The organism is Lacihabitans lacunae (assembly GCF_042649125.1).
Classification (GTDB): Bacteria; Bacteroidota; Bacteroidia; order Cytophagales; family Spirosomataceae; genus Leadbetterella; species Leadbetterella lacunae.
Genome location: NZ_JBHRYQ010000001.1, coordinates 1,025,251 through 1,041,224 on the forward strand (window position 1 = coordinate 1,025,251; position 15,974 = coordinate 1,041,224).

At 34.3% G+C, this 15,974-nt stretch carries 13 protein-coding genes and 3 tRNA genes; 10 read left to right on the forward strand and 6 right to left on the reverse strand.

The window, feature by feature from the left end:
* The first annotated feature begins 79 nt into the window (after positions 1–79).
* Complete coding sequence (hemF, locus tag ACFOOI_RS04320; RefSeq protein WP_379840176.1) at positions 80–1,000, forward strand: oxygen-dependent coproporphyrinogen oxidase; 921 nt, start codon at positions 80–82, stop codon at positions 998–1,000.
* On the opposite strand, the gene ACFOOI_RS04325 is transcribed toward hemF, so the two are convergent.
* On the reverse strand, positions 990–2,057 hold the full coding sequence (locus ACFOOI_RS04325; protein WP_379835476.1) for an o-succinylbenzoate synthase: 1,068 nt from the start codon (positions 2,055–2,057) through the stop codon (positions 990–992). The genes hemF and ACFOOI_RS04325 overlap by 11 nt on opposite strands.
* A 1-nt stretch (position 2,058) precedes the next feature.
* Between ACFOOI_RS04325 and lpxK the strand changes: the two genes are divergently transcribed.
* Both lpxK and ACFOOI_RS04335 read left to right on the forward strand, forming a co-directional pair.
* A complete protein-coding gene (lpxK, locus tag ACFOOI_RS04330; protein WP_379835478.1) occupies positions 2,059–3,054 on the forward strand; it encodes a tetraacyldisaccharide 4'-kinase in 996 nt (331 codons plus the stop codon).
* A gap of 123 nt (positions 3,055–3,177) precedes the next feature.
* A complete protein-coding gene (locus tag ACFOOI_RS04335; RefSeq protein ID WP_379835480.1) occupies positions 3,178–5,031 on the forward strand; it encodes a putative porin in 1,854 nt (617 codons plus the stop codon).
* A 40-nt stretch (positions 5,032–5,071) separates the two neighbouring features.
* Here ACFOOI_RS04335 and ACFOOI_RS04340 read toward each other — a convergent pair whose 3' ends face one another.
* From ACFOOI_RS04340 to ACFOOI_RS04350, 3 genes are all read right to left on the reverse strand, one after another.
* Positions 5,072–5,374 (reverse strand): DUF4286 family protein, encoded by a 303-nt coding sequence (locus tag ACFOOI_RS04340; RefSeq protein ID WP_379835482.1) that lies wholly within the window; start codon positions 5,372–5,374, stop codon positions 5,072–5,074.
* A 72-nt stretch (positions 5,375–5,446) separates the two neighbouring features.
* Complete coding sequence (locus ACFOOI_RS04345; protein ID WP_379835484.1) at positions 5,447–6,010, reverse strand: DUF6580 family putative transport protein; 564 nt, start codon at positions 6,008–6,010, stop codon at positions 5,447–5,449.
* A 59-nt stretch (positions 6,011–6,069) separates the two neighbouring features.
* Positions 6,070–7,503, reverse strand: a complete 1,434-nt coding sequence (locus ACFOOI_RS04350) for a circularly permuted type 2 ATP-grasp protein (RefSeq protein ID WP_379835486.1) — start codon at positions 7,501–7,503, stop codon at positions 6,070–6,072.
* A 70-nt stretch (positions 7,504–7,573) separates the two neighbouring features.
* On the opposite strand from ACFOOI_RS04350, the gene ACFOOI_RS04355 reads away from it, so the two are divergent.
* Positions 7,574–9,133 (forward strand): hypothetical protein, encoded by a 1,560-nt coding sequence (locus ACFOOI_RS04355; RefSeq protein ID WP_379835488.1) that lies wholly within the window; start codon positions 7,574–7,576, stop codon positions 9,131–9,133.
* Positions 9,134–9,174: 41 nt separating this feature from the next.
* On the opposite strand, the gene ACFOOI_RS04360 is transcribed toward ACFOOI_RS04355, so the two are convergent.
* Positions 9,175–9,258: transfer RNA gene (locus ACFOOI_RS04360), tRNA-Leu, on the reverse strand.
* Positions 9,259–9,367: 109 nt separating this feature from the next.
* Positions 9,368–10,069: an SH3 domain-containing protein gene (locus ACFOOI_RS04365; protein WP_379835490.1), complete on the reverse strand. Its 702-nt coding sequence runs from the start codon at positions 10,067–10,069 to the stop codon at positions 9,368–9,370.
* A 78-nt stretch (positions 10,070–10,147) separates the two neighbouring features.
* Here ACFOOI_RS04365 and ACFOOI_RS04370 point away from each other — a divergent pair.
* From ACFOOI_RS04370 to porW, 6 genes are all read left to right on the forward strand, one after another.
* Positions 10,148–10,220: transfer RNA gene (locus ACFOOI_RS04370), tRNA-Lys, on the forward strand.
* Between the two features lie 29 nt (positions 10,221–10,249).
* Positions 10,250–10,322: transfer RNA gene (locus ACFOOI_RS04375), tRNA-Lys, on the forward strand.
* Between the two features lie 199 nt (positions 10,323–10,521).
* Positions 10,522–11,934 carry a 23S rRNA (uracil(1939)-C(5))-methyltransferase RlmD gene (gene rlmD / locus ACFOOI_RS04380; RefSeq protein WP_379835492.1) on the forward strand — a complete coding sequence of 471 codons (1,413 nt, stop codon included), beginning with the start codon at positions 10,522–10,524 and terminating at the stop codon, positions 11,932–11,934.
* Positions 11,935–12,026: 92 nt separating this feature from the next.
* A complete protein-coding gene (locus ACFOOI_RS04385; protein ID WP_379835494.1) occupies positions 12,027–12,881 on the forward strand; it encodes an MBL fold metallo-hydrolase in 855 nt (284 codons plus the stop codon).
* Between the two features lie 24 nt (positions 12,882–12,905).
* On the forward strand, positions 12,906–13,664 hold the full coding sequence (locus ACFOOI_RS04390; RefSeq protein WP_379835496.1) for a patatin-like phospholipase family protein: 759 nt from the start codon (positions 12,906–12,908) through the stop codon (positions 13,662–13,664).
* A gap of 132 nt (positions 13,665–13,796) precedes the next feature.
* Entirely contained in the window at positions 13,797–15,920 is a 2,124-nt protein-coding gene (gene porW, locus ACFOOI_RS04395) for a type IX secretion system periplasmic lipoprotein PorW/SprE (protein WP_449274514.1), read from the forward strand.
* Positions 15,921–15,974: the final 54 nt, after the last annotated feature.

The window sequence follows — 15,974 nt, forward strand, 5'->3', positions numbered from 1 at the left end:
CTAATAGTTTTTTAAATCGTTTGCGTAATTATCAAATTAATGACAATTGACTACTTTTGTAGCAAATAAGATAAATTCTATGATTTCGAAAGAGCAAATAGCTGACTTTTATAAAAACTTACAAGACGATATCTGCAAAGCCATAGAAGCCACAGATGGAAAAGGTAAATTTAGAGAAGACAAGTGGAACCATACCAGCGGTGGCGGTGGCAGAACGAGGGTATTAGAAAATGGAAATATAATAGAAAAAGGTGGCGTTAATTTTTCAGCAGTAGAAGGAGAGGTTTCGGAGGCTTTGAAAAAGCAACTGCAACTCGAGCAAAATGCTTCTTTTTTTGCAACAGGCGTTTCTATCGTCATGCATACCCAAAATCCACATGTGCCGATAATTCACATGAATACGCGTTATTTCGAGCTTTCAGACGGTACTTGTTGGTTTGGTGGCGGCATTGACCTTACACCGCATTATGTAGACTTAGACCAAGCCCGATGGTTTCATCAACAACTCAAAAATACATGCGATAGCCACGATACGGGCTTTTATCCTATTTTTAAGGAATGGGCAGATAATTATTTCTTTATACCTCATAGAGACGAAACTCGTGGCGTTGGAGGCATCTTTTATGATTACATGAAACCTGACCTCGCTCACCCTAAAACAAAATTAACCCACACAAAAGAGCAGCTTTTTGAGTTTAATAAGGCTGTTGGCGAAACTTTTGCCCCAACTTATACGCATTTGATGCAACTCAATGCCAAAAAAGAGTTTTCTGAAGCTGAGAAAAAATGGCAGCTTTATAGACGAGGTAGATATGTGGAATTTAACCTTGTATGGGACAGAGGCACCAAATTTGGTTTAGAAACCAATGGTAGAACCGAATCAATTTTGATGAGCTTACCACCACAAGCCGAATGGATTTATGACCGAAAAATAGAAGAGGGATCAAAAGAAAGCGAGACTATTTCATACCTTAAAAAAGGAATTGACTTCATAAGTTAAAGAAGTCCAAGTCCCAATCTTTGGTTTTATCATAAAAAATCTCGCCTTTTTGAATAATCAAAGGCGACTCGAAGTTGTTTGTGTAGAGTTTACCGGTTCCTAGCCCTTGTGGCAGGGGATTTTTAAACTCTGCACAAAACTGACAAATGGCATTCAATCCCACGTTCGACTCCAATGCAGAGGTCATCCACCAACCAATATTTAGTTTCTCTGCTGTATTTATCCAATCTTTTGAGCCAGATAAACCGCCCATCAAACTTGGTTTGAGTATTATAAACTGAGGTTTAATTTCATTTAAAAGTGTTTCTTTCCTATCATAGTTTGGAATTAATTCCTCGTCTAAGGCTATGGGAAGAATATTTTTTTCACAAAGTTTGGCCATAGCTTCGTGTTGTCCTGCCTTAATCGGTTGCTCTATACTATGAATTTGTAAATCAGACAATCGATGTAGTTTTTGCTCTACATTATCAAGGCTAAATGCTCCGTTTGCATCCACCCTAATACACATTTCATTCTCCGAAAACTGCGAACGTATCCCTTTTATCAGCCTAAGTTCTTCTTCAAAGTCAATTGCTCCAATTTTTAGTTTAATCGTAGAATACCCCTCGTTTATTTTTTCTTTTATTTGACTTTGCATAAAATCCAAATCTCCCATCCAAATTAGTCCATTGATGGCGATTGGAGTAGATTTTTTAAAAAATGAATTATTGAAAACTAGGCCAGTTTGTTTACTTTTAAAATTCAAAAGAGCAGTTTCCAAAGCAAACTTCACACTTGAAAATGAATCTAAACTTTCAATTATAGATTCTAAATCGGCAACCTCAAGTCCTTTTTCATTTATTAATTCACAAATTAATTTTAGTTTGATTTCTGCAGTTTCAAAATCTAAGCTTAAACCAAACAATGGGCCTGCTTCGCCAATGCCAAAGGTTTCGGGGCTTTGAGAATCATAAATTTTTATAAAATAGGAATCCTTTTTTTTCAAAACTCCACGTGAAGTTCCTGCATCAAATCTAAAATTTAGCGTATGTTTGTAAAAATGAGCGTTTAAAGACATTATGCTTAGAATTATATTATTGTTTCCTTTTTCTATGGTTTACAAAGCTATTACAAGTTTTAGAAACCTTTTGTTCGATTTAAAATATTTTAAGGAAACTCCCATAAATATTCAATCTATCGGAGTAGGAAACCTCACAGTAGGTGGCACAGGTAAGACTCCAACTATAGCATATTTGATAGAAAAACTAAGTGATAAACATTTGGCTGTATTAAGTAGGGGATATGGGAGGAAAACTTCCGGTTTTGTCGAAATTAAAAACACATCAACACCAAAAGAAGTTGGGGATGAACCTTTAATGCTCTATAAGAAATACCAAAATAAAGCTAAATTTTTTGTCTGTGAAAAACGAGTGTTGGGATATCGTACCATTTTAGAAAAATATCCAGAAACCGAAACACTATTGTTAGATGATGTCTTTCAGCATCGACACATCAAACCCCAAAAGCTAATATTACTTTGCGACTATAGCCGACCGTTTTTTGAAGATTATTTACTTCCTTCCGGAAATCTCAGAGAAGCGAAGTCAGGAGCTAAACGAGCGAGTGTGGTATTGGTTACTAAATGCCCAAATAACCTTTCCGAGGATCAAAAGAAACATTTTAAAACTCAAATCGATACATACACCAAAGCCCAGAGTCCTGTTTTCTTTTCAGAATTCAAGAAAAGTGTACCAACCAATTATTTAGGCGAAAAACTAACCGCAAAAGAAAACTGCATCATAGTGGCGGCTCTAGCCAAAAACGAAGCTTTTTATGAAGAATGGAAAGACACTTATATCATCAATGAAAAGTACTTTTTCAATGATCACCACAGCTACACCAAAGAAAACGTGTTAGCAATTAGTTCAGAAAATAAAAAAGTAATAACTACCGAAAAAGACTTCGTAAAAATAGAAAATCAACTTTCAGAGGCACAAAAAAGTAATTTTTATATTGTAAAACTTAGTTTAGAAGTACAAAACGAAGAAGGATTTTTAAATGCACTTTTTGCTTAAAAAAGATTAAAGCTTAAATTTTAGATTAATATTCTAGATTTAACAGCTTTTAACAAGTTTAAAAAAGTGCTTTTACATTTAAAATAGCGTAATTTGCAATTTAAAATTCGAAAAGTCGGAAAAATGCTAAAGTTCGCTTGGACGTTTATCTTAATAAGTTCTTTTTTATCGGTATCAGCCCAAATATTAGATGATTCTACCAAACAAGTATATGGACCATCGTCTGTGTATTTTATCTATGAAAATGAACTTTTAGAGAACCTAAATATAAAAAATCACCCGGATACACTCATAGATAAGTTTTACAAAACCAATCCCAACAATAGACTTGGTTGGTTATATCAGGACCTAGGAAACGTGGGAACTGCCTCAAAACCATTATTATTTGAGCCATTAAAAAATATCGCTACCCAAAATGGCTACGATGTTTTTTCACTATACGCTCCCAAAACAAAGAATATCAAATATTATAACACCCGCTCGCCATTTTCAAACTTAATGTATATCCAAGGTTTTAAAGGCTATAGCCAACTTGATTTTACACACAGTCAAAACATAAACGAACGTTGGAATATCACACTAGATGTAGAAAAGTACAATTCTTCAAAACAAATAGATGCCAGTACAGCAGAAGACCGCCTGGTAAACCATTGGAGTTATGATATATCGAGCAACTATATTTCTAAAAATAAAAAGTATACGTTTTTAGGAGCTTTTTATCATTTTAATCACAAACAAACCGAACAAGGAGGTATTTTAGCACAAGAGAACCTTTCTATTGAACCGAAAGAGTTATTGGCAAACTACAGAAGTAACTATTCGTCACAACTGACAACGGGAGTTTTTAGCAGCGAAAGATGGAATAATCTTCATATTTTTCAGCAATATAAACTCAAGAATGGTTTTCAAGCCTTTCATGTAATGGATTATGAAAGAAAGAAAAACTTTTTTCATGACCCAGCTTTCCAAACAAATTTTAATTCTACTGCTTACAATCTATCGCTTGACAGCACACAGATTGACACTTTAAATCAAAATAGCTTGTTTGCTGTTTTCTCAAATCAATTTGGTTTAAAAGGACGATACAGAGGTTTTGACTATAGAATGTACGCCAAACAACGATTTTTCAAGCAAACTTCGATATATGGAGACCAATATACCTCAGGACTAAAAAGTGAGTCATTTATTGGAGGACAGCTTGCGTATTATTTTAAAGACTCAACCAATAGAGTTATAGCCGAAGCAGAGTTTAGCACAAACTTGGGATATTTTTTAAATGGTGAAATCACATTTAAAAATTTCAAAGGGCAGTTTTACCAGTCATTTTCGCCCGTAGGCTTGTTTTATAGTCAATTTTATACGCCGCTTAATGAATGGCGAAATATTTTAACTAACCCTTTTAATACTTTTATAAAAGGTACTTTTGATTTTAATTATAGTGGAATTTACATTAAACCTGGTGCTAGGTATACTATCTATTCAAATTACATTTACCTTGACCAGAAACAAAAGATAACCCAAAACTCAAGTTTGTTTAATACACTCTCTTTTGATCTAAACCTTGGTTATAGTGCAAAGAGATTTAAATTCTCGAATGAATTTACACTTACTATAAATTCGGCAGAAAATATTTTGCGAATTCCAAGAATTATTAATAATTCAAATGTGGAGTTTTTGCTTAGATATGCCAAAGTGCTTAATATTTATACAGGAGCTGACATTTTTTACAGATCTGCCTACTTTGCAGATGCCTATTCTCCTGTGTTACAGCACTTTTATCTACAAGACAATATTAAGGTTTGGGGAACCGCTGTAGTGGACCCATATTTAGCATTTCAGGTAAATAGGGTCCGTTTGTCATTTAAATTTGAACACGCCAACCAAGGGCTTGGAAACCAAGGATTTTACGTAACTCCTTATTATTTGGCAATGCCAAGAGCATTCTCTATTAAAGTCAACTGGCCTTTGTTTGATTAAGCTCCTGAATCTAAAGTAAAATTAGATTATGTATTTCCGATCAAAACTTCTGAAGCAAAGTTTGGAAATATCCGTAATGTCCTGAAAACAGAATCTCAACCTGTCTTAGTATTTCAGGAAAAATATCAGCTTGGAAATCTTCATAATCTTTCATGGTATCAAAAAATATTTGAAACGAATAATTACTTGAATTTTCGTCAACTTTGTCTAAAAGCTTAAAAGTCTGAATCTCATTAGTAAGACCATTTCCTTTCATAAAAATCAAGACTTCCTTCTTTAAAAATATTTCGAAATATTCGATATGCTGATTAGAAACTGCAAAAGTGATATTAGATAAATACATAAATTTTATAAATTGGTTAAAAAAAAATGGAGCCGTAAAGACCCCATTTTAAAAATAATATTTTGAATACGATTAGCTTACTTTTCTCTGTAAACCGAAGCTTTGGACTAGGGCGTAGGTACCAAACAATATCGCTGAGTAAAACATATCACCTGTAATCATATTCCTAAAGAAAGGTAAACCTGCCTCGTATGAAGTGATAATTCCAGAAATATCGTGGCTATATTGACCAAGAGTTGGGTTAGAAACTGCAGCTACCGGATAAAAGAATGCAAAGTTGGTTACCAAGTAAAATACGATAGAACCAAACAGAGTACCTGCTACAACATTTAATATGTTGATTTTCTTTATTACTCCAAAAGCCACTAAGCCAACTAATATATAAGCTCCATACACTAACCAAGTACCAGAATGGAACCCGTAACCAGTTTTGAACTGTAGCATCAGGTCGCTCAAAAGTATAACCGCAAAAGGTATTACGATTTTCAAGGTGCGATTTTTAATAACTGCCACCGAGAATATAATGATAGCCAAAACAGGAGTAAAATTAAATGGGTGGTCCACCAACCTACTTAAAGCGGCCACAGTGATTAACCCTCCAATAATAATTCCTGATTTTAAATCTAATTTTGACATTTTTCCTTGTTTTTTTTGCAAAGTTATAAAAGACAAATCCTATTCACAATAAAATGGTCTTAATCTTTAAGTACCCATGTGTCTTTACTACCACCACCTTGAGATGAATTTACTACCAAAGAGCCTTTTTTAAGAGCCACTCTAGTAAGACCGCCTGGTGTTACATAAATTTCCTCTCCATAAATAATATAAGGTCTTAAATCCACGTGTCTAGCTTCAATATTATCATCGATTAAGCATGGTGAAGTTGACAATGAAATGGTTGGCTGAGCAATATAGTTTCTTGGATCAGCTTTAATACGCTCTCTAAACATATCTTGTTCTGCTTTTGTAGACCTTGGCCCAATCAGCATTCCGTATCCACCTGCTTCATTAGCTTCTTTAACTACCAATTTTTCTATATTTTCTAATACATATTTTTTACTATCCTCTTCACCACACAGATAAGTTTCTACGTTTGGAATAATTGGATCTTCACCAAGGTAATATTTGATAATTCTAGGCACATACGCATATACCACTTTATCATCAGCTACGCCGGTACCCAAGGCATTGGCAAGTCCTACGTTCCCTTTTTTATAAGCATCAAATAAGTGAGGAATACCAATCATTGACTTAGGATTAAAGTTCATTGGGTCAAGGAAAAGGTCATCTAACCTTCTGTAAATCATATCTACAGTTTTGTATCCTTTAGTTGTTTTCATCTTGACTATATCATTTTCAACTACCAAATCACGATAATCGACTAATTCAACACCCATTTGTTGAGCTAAGAATGAATGCTCATAATAGGCCGAATTATAAATTCCTGGAGTTAAAACCGCAATAGTGGGTTCTGATTTCCCTGAAATATAAGCTAAAGCTTCAAATAGTTTTTCCGGATACTCAGAGATTGACCTTACTTTAGATTTAGAAATAAGATTAGGTAAAATTTGTTTCGAAAGCTCTCTTCCTTGTAGCATGTAAGAAACGCCGGAAGGGCTTCTTAGGTTATCTTCTAATACTACAAACTGCCCTTTTTCGTCTCTAATTAAATCTGAACCTGTAATATGTATGAAAATATCTTTCAGAGGTTTAACGCCCATACATTGTTTTATAAAACCCTTGCTAGACAAAACAACTTCTTTCGGGATAATGCCGTCTTTTAGAATTTTTTGATCTGAATATATATCTTTTAAAAATTCATTTAATGCAAAAATTCGTTGTTTTAAGCCTTTCTCCAAAGCATCCCAATCCTTTCCACTAATCACCCTCGGAATCATATCTAACGGAATAATCCTTTCAGTACCGCCTTCTTCTGAATATACATTAAAAGTGATACCCATATTCATCATTGCTGCATCAATGGATTTTTGCTTAAAATTTAGTTCGTCGAATGATAAATTAGCTAAATAATCAAAAATAACCTCGTTTCCGTTTCTAGGTTTTTTGTTAGTCCCCACTAATTCATCAAAGTAGTGGCTAGTTTCGTAGGAATCAAAATTCATTTTCATATGTTTTCTTTGGTTTTATGTGTTAAGCTTAGAATTAATAATAATTTTGTATAAATATAATCTATTTAGCTTGAAGGCATCAAAATACAAATTAATTCTATTTATTCTTTATTCTACCAATCTTTTTTCTCAAAATTTCTTGGGAATAGCTGGGAGTAATTACGCTGGAATACATTCTACCATCCAAAATCCGGCAAATGTAGTGGACACTCGGCAGTTTATCAATATTAACTTAGGAGCAGCAGGTGTGGACCTTCAGAATAATTATGTGAGATGGAATGCTCCTTTTTCATTGTTTTCGATGATGAGTGGAACAGTTAGCGACAAATATAAACTTAGTAATGGAAAAGTCCTTTGGAAAACTGGTGATGAATATTTTAAAGTTCTAAATCAAAAAAACAGAGCCGATTTATTTGCAAATGGAGAAGGTAGAGGTCCTGCAATTAGCATAGATTTAAAAAAAATAGGATTAGGTCTTGCAGCAGGCACCAGATATAGGTTCATGAACTCGCTTACGAGTACCTCTCTAGAAGTGGGAAAAGCTTTAGTTGAAGGCACACAATCCCCAGACCTTAATGGAAACCTATACACAAACCGATCGGTGAATTTCAATAGCCTTTATTTAACGGAATATTTTGGCACAATTGGAAAAGTAATTATTCAAGACGAAGAAAGGTTCATAAAAGTAGGAGGAACCCTAAAGTACTTGGTAAGTAATATGATGGGTAACATTAAATCATCGGATTTTGACTTTATAAAAACTGCAGACCCTGTAGATACAAAAAAACAAACTATCGATTTCCCAAGAGCTACAGGAGACCTTACTATTGCTTCACCTTTTCCAAGTTTATCTATTTCTAATTTCACTAGCCAACTTACAGCATTTAATGGAATTGGAAAAGGTGTTGGGGCGGAAATTGGTGTTATTTATGAATATAGACCCGATATTAGAAAGTATTCCAGAAACAACAATGGAAAAGGGTTTGTAGACGCAACCGTAAATAAATACAAATATAAAATTGGATTTTCAATCAAAGATATCGGCTTTGTTAATTTCAAAGACCCAATTAATGTACAAACTTCAGAAATAAACTCTACTGGCACCCAGATTCTGCCAGGAGACTATAATCGAATTAAAGGAATAGAAGAGCTCATTAAAACAACCGGAGATGTATTTAATGTAAATCCAGCAAGCTATGGAAGAGCGTTTAGGGTTTATCTCCCGGTTACGAGCATCTTAACTTTCGACTATCAACTAACGGAGAAATACTATGTTAATATGGTTTATCGACAAAATTATCTACCTAGCAATAGGAGAGGGCCAATTAGCTATTCGGGGATTTCAGTGATACCTAGAATGGAAAAAAAGAATTTAGAATTATCAGCTCCGCTATCTTTAGACAATAATTTCCAAAATTTAAATCTAGGTTTTGCCTTGAGGTATTATAGCTTTTTTATAGGTTCAGATAACTTAACCGGTTTGTTTAAGTTGGTAAAGCCAAGAGGATTATCTATATATTCAGGAATTTCGATACCTATTTATCATAAGCTGCCGGACAGCCCGCTAAAATGTTTTACAGAGTTAAGACCCATCAGAAAGAAGAAATACAAAAAGGCAAGATTTAAATAAGCAAAAAGCCCTCAGAAATTAATTCTAAGGGCTTTTTTATGTGACGGGAAAGAGATTCGAACTCTCACAGGCTAATGCCCACTACCCCCTCAAAGTAGCGTGTCTACCAATTCCACCATCCCGCCATTTGCGATCGCAAAACTATAAAAACAATATTATTATTTTTAGAATTTGCTCATATTTTTTTGAATAAAAAATTGATAAATGAGTCTAAGATTCTTGGTGTTTTTGAAATTAATTCACCAAAACCCAGGTGTCATTTTTGTGTATATAGACCAGTTTTTTCTTCCAAAATACCTTTAACCATTTCTCATCTTCTCCAAAAATATTAATCTTATTTCCCTCAGAAATGAATCCAATAATGGGTGAAGCAGAGGTAGGTTCTGCCCTGATATACGATTTTTTGTTTACAATAGCTGCTTGGTAATTACTTGGTACATTGATTATTAACAATAAAAACAAAAGATAAAGTCCAGCCAAAATTTTATGTTTTTTACTTACCTCCAAATTCTTTCTGTTTTGATTAAACATAATCATAAAAATCAATACTCCGATAGCAATAAAGAAATACAAAATGTATAAATAAAACTGCTGATACAGCATAAGAAGGAAATTCAAATCGCTTCTTTCGTAGCCACCAAATTTATTTTCTAAAGCCATCTTGTGCATTTTTTCAAAAACCTCGTCGCTCGGATTTAAATTATAATAATTGTTAAGTTCATAAATAGCCCTTGGGTAATCGCCAGCATTTTCATATATAAAAGCCAACTTCAGAAATATATTCTCCCTACTTACGGCGTTGTCGCTAATTATGTTTTCATACACAATTGCAGCTTCTGTATATTTTCTTGCACTAAATAAAGAATCTGCTTCGGAGGCAATATCATTTTGAGCCTTAGAATCAGGACATTGAGAGAAAAATAGAAAAAACAGCAAAATAAATTTTGCAACAAGATTTTGCAATCTAAAATAAATCACATAATTTTGCATCCTCATTTGAAGGAGACGATAAATGATTCCGTAGCTCAGCTGGTAGAGCAATACACTTTTAATGTATGGGTCCTGGGTTCGAATCCCAGCGGGATCACTTTCAAAACAACAAATCGAATCTTTCGAGATTCCGTAGCTCAGCTGGTAGAGCAATACACTTTTAATGTATGGGTCCTGGGTTCGAATCCCAGCGGGATCACAAAGCGGTGAAAATTTCATCGCTTTTTTTTTGTCATTTTTCGAAAGAAATAAGATACTTTTCAATTGGAGCCTGTTTTTAAAAAAATTCATAATTGGGCTGCAAAATTAGGGAAATAAACCTCTTTTTTGCTCCATGAATTTAAAATAAATAAAAATTATACGTTTTTTCTCTCTTTTCGGAAAAGAGATTATTTGTAATGAAAAAAAATAGAAAACGAATATTAGAAAACATTGAGATACTAGACTTTGCTGCCGAAGGTAAATGTATCGTAAAAGATGAAGGCGAAGTTGTTTTTGTAGAAGGAAGCAATGTTTGTCCGGGAGATGAGGTTAAACTTATTATCTCAAAAGCTAAAAAAAGGTTTTCTGAAGGCAGAGTTTTAAAAATCAACAAATATTCCGAAGACAGAATTACTCCATTCTGTAGCCACTTCGGCGTGTGTGGTGGATGCAAGTGGCAACATATTCCATACGAAAAACAGCTTGAACAAAAACAAAAGCAAGTTTTTGATCAATTGACTCGAATAGGAAAGGTTAACCTAGACAATTTAAGCCCTATTTTAGGCTCTGCTAAGACCCAATACTATAGAAACAAACTGGAGTTTACATTTTCTAATTCGAGATGGTTTACCGAAGAAGAAATCCAAAATAGGAGTGAAGACGATTCTCGCAATGCACTAGGCTTCCATATTCCAAAAAGGTTTGATAAGGTTTTACCAATTACGCACTGTTATTTGCAACCAGAGCCATCTAACGAAATCAGAGATTTTTTCAAAGAATACGCGGTTAATAATGGCTTAAGCTATTATGACCACATTGAGCACAAAGGATTCTTAAGAACTTTAATGATTAGAACTACCACTAAAAATGACACAATGGTAGTGGTACAATTTGCGGAAAATAATTTAGAAGAAATATCTAAGGTTTTTGACGCTTTCTTGGTAAAGTTTCCAAACATAGCCTCATTAAGCTATATAATCAATCAAAAGAAAAACGATTCATATTTTGATTTAGAACCTGTTTGCTACTCGGGTTTGCCTTATATAGTAGAAGAAATGGAAGGCTTGAAGTTTAGAATTGGGGTTAAGTCATTTTATCAAACCAATCCAGAGCAAGCATACGAATTATATAAAATCACGCGAGAATACGCGGACATTCAAGCCGAAGACCTTGTGTATGACCTATATACAGGCACCGGCACTATCGCCAACTTTGTAGCCAAGCAAGCTAAAAAAGTAGTTGGAATAGAATACATAGAAGAAGCGATAATTGATGCTAAAATCAACTCTGAAATAAACGGTATAGAAAATACGAGTTTCTTTGCAGGTGATATGGGTAAGATTTTGAATGATGAGTTTGTAGCTCAAAACGGCAAGCCAGATGTAGTTATAGTGGATCCACCACGTGCTGGAATGGATAAATCTGTTTGTCAGGTTTTACTAAATGCCGCTCCTCGAACCATCGTTTATGTAAGTTGTAACCCAGCCACTCAAGCTAGAGATTTAGAGATTTTAAGCGAAAAATACCAAGTAACTTTAGTTAAGCCAGTAGACATGTTCCCGCATACTTTCCACGTTGAAAATGTGGTTAAATTGGTTTTGAAAAGTTAAATTGATATTTTGCTTGATAAAAATATAGAAAAGCTTGGCGATCGTGTCAAGCTTTTTTTTTGTAATTTGCTTTAAATCTCAACAATCAACGAATGAAAATATCTATAATAGATGCAGGGAATTTTAAATTAGATGGTGGGGCCATGTTTGGGGTAGTTCCTAAAACCATTTGGCAAAAACTAGTACCCGCAGACGAGAACAACCTTTGTAACTGGAAAATGAGGTGTTTGTTAATAGAAGATAATAATAAACTGATATTGATAGACACAGGAATGGGAGATAAACAACCCGAAAAATGGCAATCATACTATTATAGAAATGGCGATGCAAGCTTAATTTCATCAATAAGGCAGCAGGGATATCACGAAAGTCAGGTTACGGATGTGATTTTGAGTCACTTACATTTTGACCATTGCGGTGGTGCTGTTTCTTGGAATTCCACAAAAGATAACTATCAGCTAACGTTCCCAAATGCCCATTACTGGACGCACACAGAGCATTGGAACTGGGCCATGAACCCAAACGCAAGAGAAAAGGCGACTTTTTTAAGTGAAAACCTCAATCCAATATTCGAAAGCGGGAATTTAAATTTTATCGATAAAGCCAACAATTACTTTGGCTCAAATTTTGATTTTCTGTTTGCAAACGGCCATACAGAAAAAATGATAATGCCCGTAATAACTAAAGAAGAGCAAAAAATTATTTTCGCAGCCGATACAATTCCATCTTTTGCTCACATTCATGTACCATATTGTATGTCGTACGATGTTAGGCCTTTGGTCACCATGGAAGAAAAAGCCGATTTGGAAAATAAAATTGTGAAAGAAAACATCATTTTAATGTTTGACCATGACATAGAGAATGAAGCCGCAATTTTAGAAAAAACCGATAGGGGATTTAAACCTGTGAAAATGGGAAAGCTTAGCGAATTTATTAATCTTGGATAATGGGAAGTCTAAAATAAACAAAACATGAAAATTGGATTAGTATTATCAGGAGGGGGAGCACGAGGGTTTGTGCATTTAGGAGTATTAAAAGCCATGAACGAACTCCACATAGCTCCAAATCTAATTTCGGGCTCAAGTGCTGGGGCTCTGATAGGTGCATTGTACGCTGCCGGATATAGCCCCGAATATATTTATGATTTGATATTACAAAAAGGAATAAAAGGAAACCTAAGATTTGCACTCAACAGATTTGGGCTTTTTTCTATGACAAAGATCGAAAAGCTACTGACCGAATATATCCCCCACAATTCATTTGAACAATTAAAAGTTAAACTAACGGTTTGTGCTACAGATATAAAAAGAGGCGAGCCCAAATATTTCAATTCAGGCGAGCTAAATAAAGTGGTTTTAGCATCTTGTAGCATTCCTGGAGTATTTGCACCTATTATAATTGATGGAAAAACTTATATTGACGGCGGTGTTACAAACAATCTTCCACTAGAACCCATTGAAGAAGAATCCGACTTTTTGATCGGTGTAAATGTGATGCCACCCGAAAAAAACATGCCCATCTCTTCTGCAAAAGACATTTTGGTTAAGTGCTTATTATTATCAGTTGGACAGCAGGCTCTTGCCAAGGTAGACAAATTTGACATAATGATTCAACCCAAAGGTATTAGCCATTTTGATGGCCTCAGCCTTTCTAAATCTCAACAACTGTTTGACATTGGTTATAAAACCGCCAAAGAACAACTGCTTTGGGGCATAGAAAAACTAAACTAACACTTCGTTTTTACCATATTTTTGTTCTAATTTTGATTTTTGCCTAATCCCTAATAAAAAAACTGGCACTAAATTAGATAATTAAAGGTAAATCATCCGTTTTAAGGGTGTACCTAAAACCATCAATTACAAGTGAAATTTCTTTCTATTATTAGTACTTTCATCTTAATATGCACATCTTGCTCGCAATACTCAAATAGCCCAACGAGTAAAGCTTGGCATAATATGAATGCAAAATATAATGCTTTGCTGATAGCCAAAGATGAATACAAATTGTCAAAAGAAATAATTCGAAACATTAACAAAGATAACTTCGGCACTATTTTACCGATTTACTACAAAATAGATTCAACAAAGTTAGACTCCGCAAACCTTTTCTTAGTAGACGCCATCAAAAAATCCTCGATTGTAGCAGAGAGGCACTCAAATTCTAGATATTTAGATGAAGCCTATTTGGTTTTAGCAGATGCTCGCTTGCTCAAACAAGAATTTTATAATGCGATAGAAACCTACAAATACGTAAATACAACTGCTAAGACTAATACCGCTAAAAACTCCGCATTAATCGGACTTTTAAGAGCATACACCGAAAACGAAGACTACATTACGGCCAATCAAGTAGCTGGAATATTGAAAGGCCAAAAATTAAATAAAGAAAACAAAGCTCGCTTTTTGATTAATAAAGCATATTATCATCAAAAACTTAAAGAAGATGCCTTAGCTGTGGTATTTTTAGAAGAAGGAATTAAATATCTAAAAAAAGGCAACGAAAAAGCGAGACTACATTATATAGTGGGTCAATATTATGACAAACTAAATCAACCAGTTATGGCTAGAAAAAATTACATTTCTAGTAAAAAAAATAAACCTGGATATGATATTGAATTTAATGCCAATTTAGGGTTGCTTATGAATCAGTCTTTGGCTAAAAATACCGTGGTAGAGTTCGAAACCATGCTTTCGGATAGGAAAAACCAAGATCTGAAAGATAAGATTTATTTTAAAATGGGTGAATTAGAAGCTCAAAAGAGAAATTATTCCAAAGCGTTTGAATATTATGCAGCATCTGTATATAATGCAAATGACGACAAAGTACAAAAGGCATTTGCCTATAAGGCTATTGCAGACATCTATTTTGATCAATTAAATGACTTCGAAACTGCCGCAGTTTATTACGACAGTACGCTCATCACTATTCCAAAAGAGTTTGAGGACTATAAGAGCATAAGCCAGCGAGCACTTTCTTTAAATGACTTTATTCGTTACAAAAAATCTCTTGAACTCGAAGACAGCCTCCAGTATTTAGCCTCATTGAACCCACTAGAACTGGATTATAAAATAGAAAAGTATGTCGTAGAGAAACACCAAAAAGAGAAGCAAGTTCAGAATGCAAACGCTATACAGGCAAATGCCAACAGCTCGAGCTACAATGCATCTGGAGGCAAACGATGGACGTTATATGATCCACTAGAAATTGTAAAGCAAAAAAATGACTTTGTAAGAACTTGGGGGAGTAGACCCTTAGAAGACAACTGGAGAAGGGCAGAGAAAGAATTAGGCAGTTTTAGCCTAAAAATAGAGAGAGAGACTATCACAAATGCAAACCCTGAAGAGAAACCCAAAACTGAGGTAAAAGAAGAAGATTCGCCTGAGATAAAGGAAATGGAAAGGGAAAAACAAGAAATAATTCAGAAAATCCCTAAAACTCCTATCCAAATAGCGGCTTCAAAAAGAAAGCAAGAAGAGTCGTATTTTCAACTTGCAAAAATATATAAGCTGCAGTTTAATGAAAATGAAAAATCGGCTGCTACATTTAAAACTCTTATAGAAAAATTCCCTAACTCTGTATTTGAACCTGAAGCATTATATTTTTTAACCATACTAGAACCAAATGTAAGCTCATACTCTGCTAAATTGCTCGAAAAATACCCGTATTCATCGTTTTCAAGACAAATAAAGAAAGGGTCAACAAAAATAACAGCGAGCGGTGAAATAGAAGCGAATGCCTTATACAGCAACGCATTTAAAGTTTATGAAAGCGGACGATACAACGAAACCCTTAAAGCTTTAGACAACGGCCTTAATAACTTTTTGGGAAGCCAAATAGAAGACAAAATGGCATTTTTACGTATATTAACACTTAGCAAACTCAGCCTTAAAGACCAATACTTAATATCCTTAAACGATTTTGTTAGAAGTTACCCAACTTCGGACTTATTACCCAAAGCCAAAAAACTATTAGAAACATTAAATTAATGGATGAAAACAACCCTAATATCGACGAAAAACCGCCTTTTTTAAAAACTTGGA

Excerpts from the sequence above, each read along its gene's own strand:
- rlmD (WP_379835492.1), top strand. The coding sequence starts at position 10,522 with ATGAAAAAAAATAGAAAACGAATATTAGAAAACATTGAGATACTAGAC.
- ACFOOI_RS04345 (WP_379835484.1), bottom strand. The coding sequence starts at position 6,010 with ATGTCAAAATTAGATTTAAAATCAGGAATTATTATTGGAGGGTTAATC.
- ACFOOI_RS04325 (WP_379835476.1), bottom strand. The coding sequence starts at position 2,057 with ATGTCTTTAAACGCTCATTTTTACAAACATACGCTAAATTTTAGATTT.
- ACFOOI_RS04390 (WP_379835496.1), top strand. The coding sequence starts at position 12,906 with ATGAAAATTGGATTAGTATTATCAGGAGGGGGAGCACGAGGGTTTGTG.
- hemF (WP_379840176.1), top strand. The coding sequence starts at position 80 with ATGATTTCGAAAGAGCAAATAGCTGACTTTTATAAAAACTTACAAGAC.
- lpxK (WP_379835478.1), top strand. The coding sequence starts at position 2,059 with ATGCTTAGAATTATATTATTGTTTCCTTTTTCTATGGTTTACAAAGCT.
- ACFOOI_RS04350 (WP_379835486.1), bottom strand. The coding sequence starts at position 7,503 with ATGAAAATGAATTTTGATTCCTACGAAACTAGCCACTACTTTGATGAA.
- ACFOOI_RS04335 (WP_379835480.1), top strand. The coding sequence starts at position 3,178 with ATGCTAAAGTTCGCTTGGACGTTTATCTTAATAAGTTCTTTTTTATCG.
- ACFOOI_RS04340 (WP_379835482.1), bottom strand. The coding sequence starts at position 5,374 with ATGTATTTATCTAATATCACTTTTGCAGTTTCTAATCAGCATATCGAA.
- ACFOOI_RS04385 (WP_379835494.1), top strand. The coding sequence starts at position 12,027 with ATGAAAATATCTATAATAGATGCAGGGAATTTTAAATTAGATGGTGGG.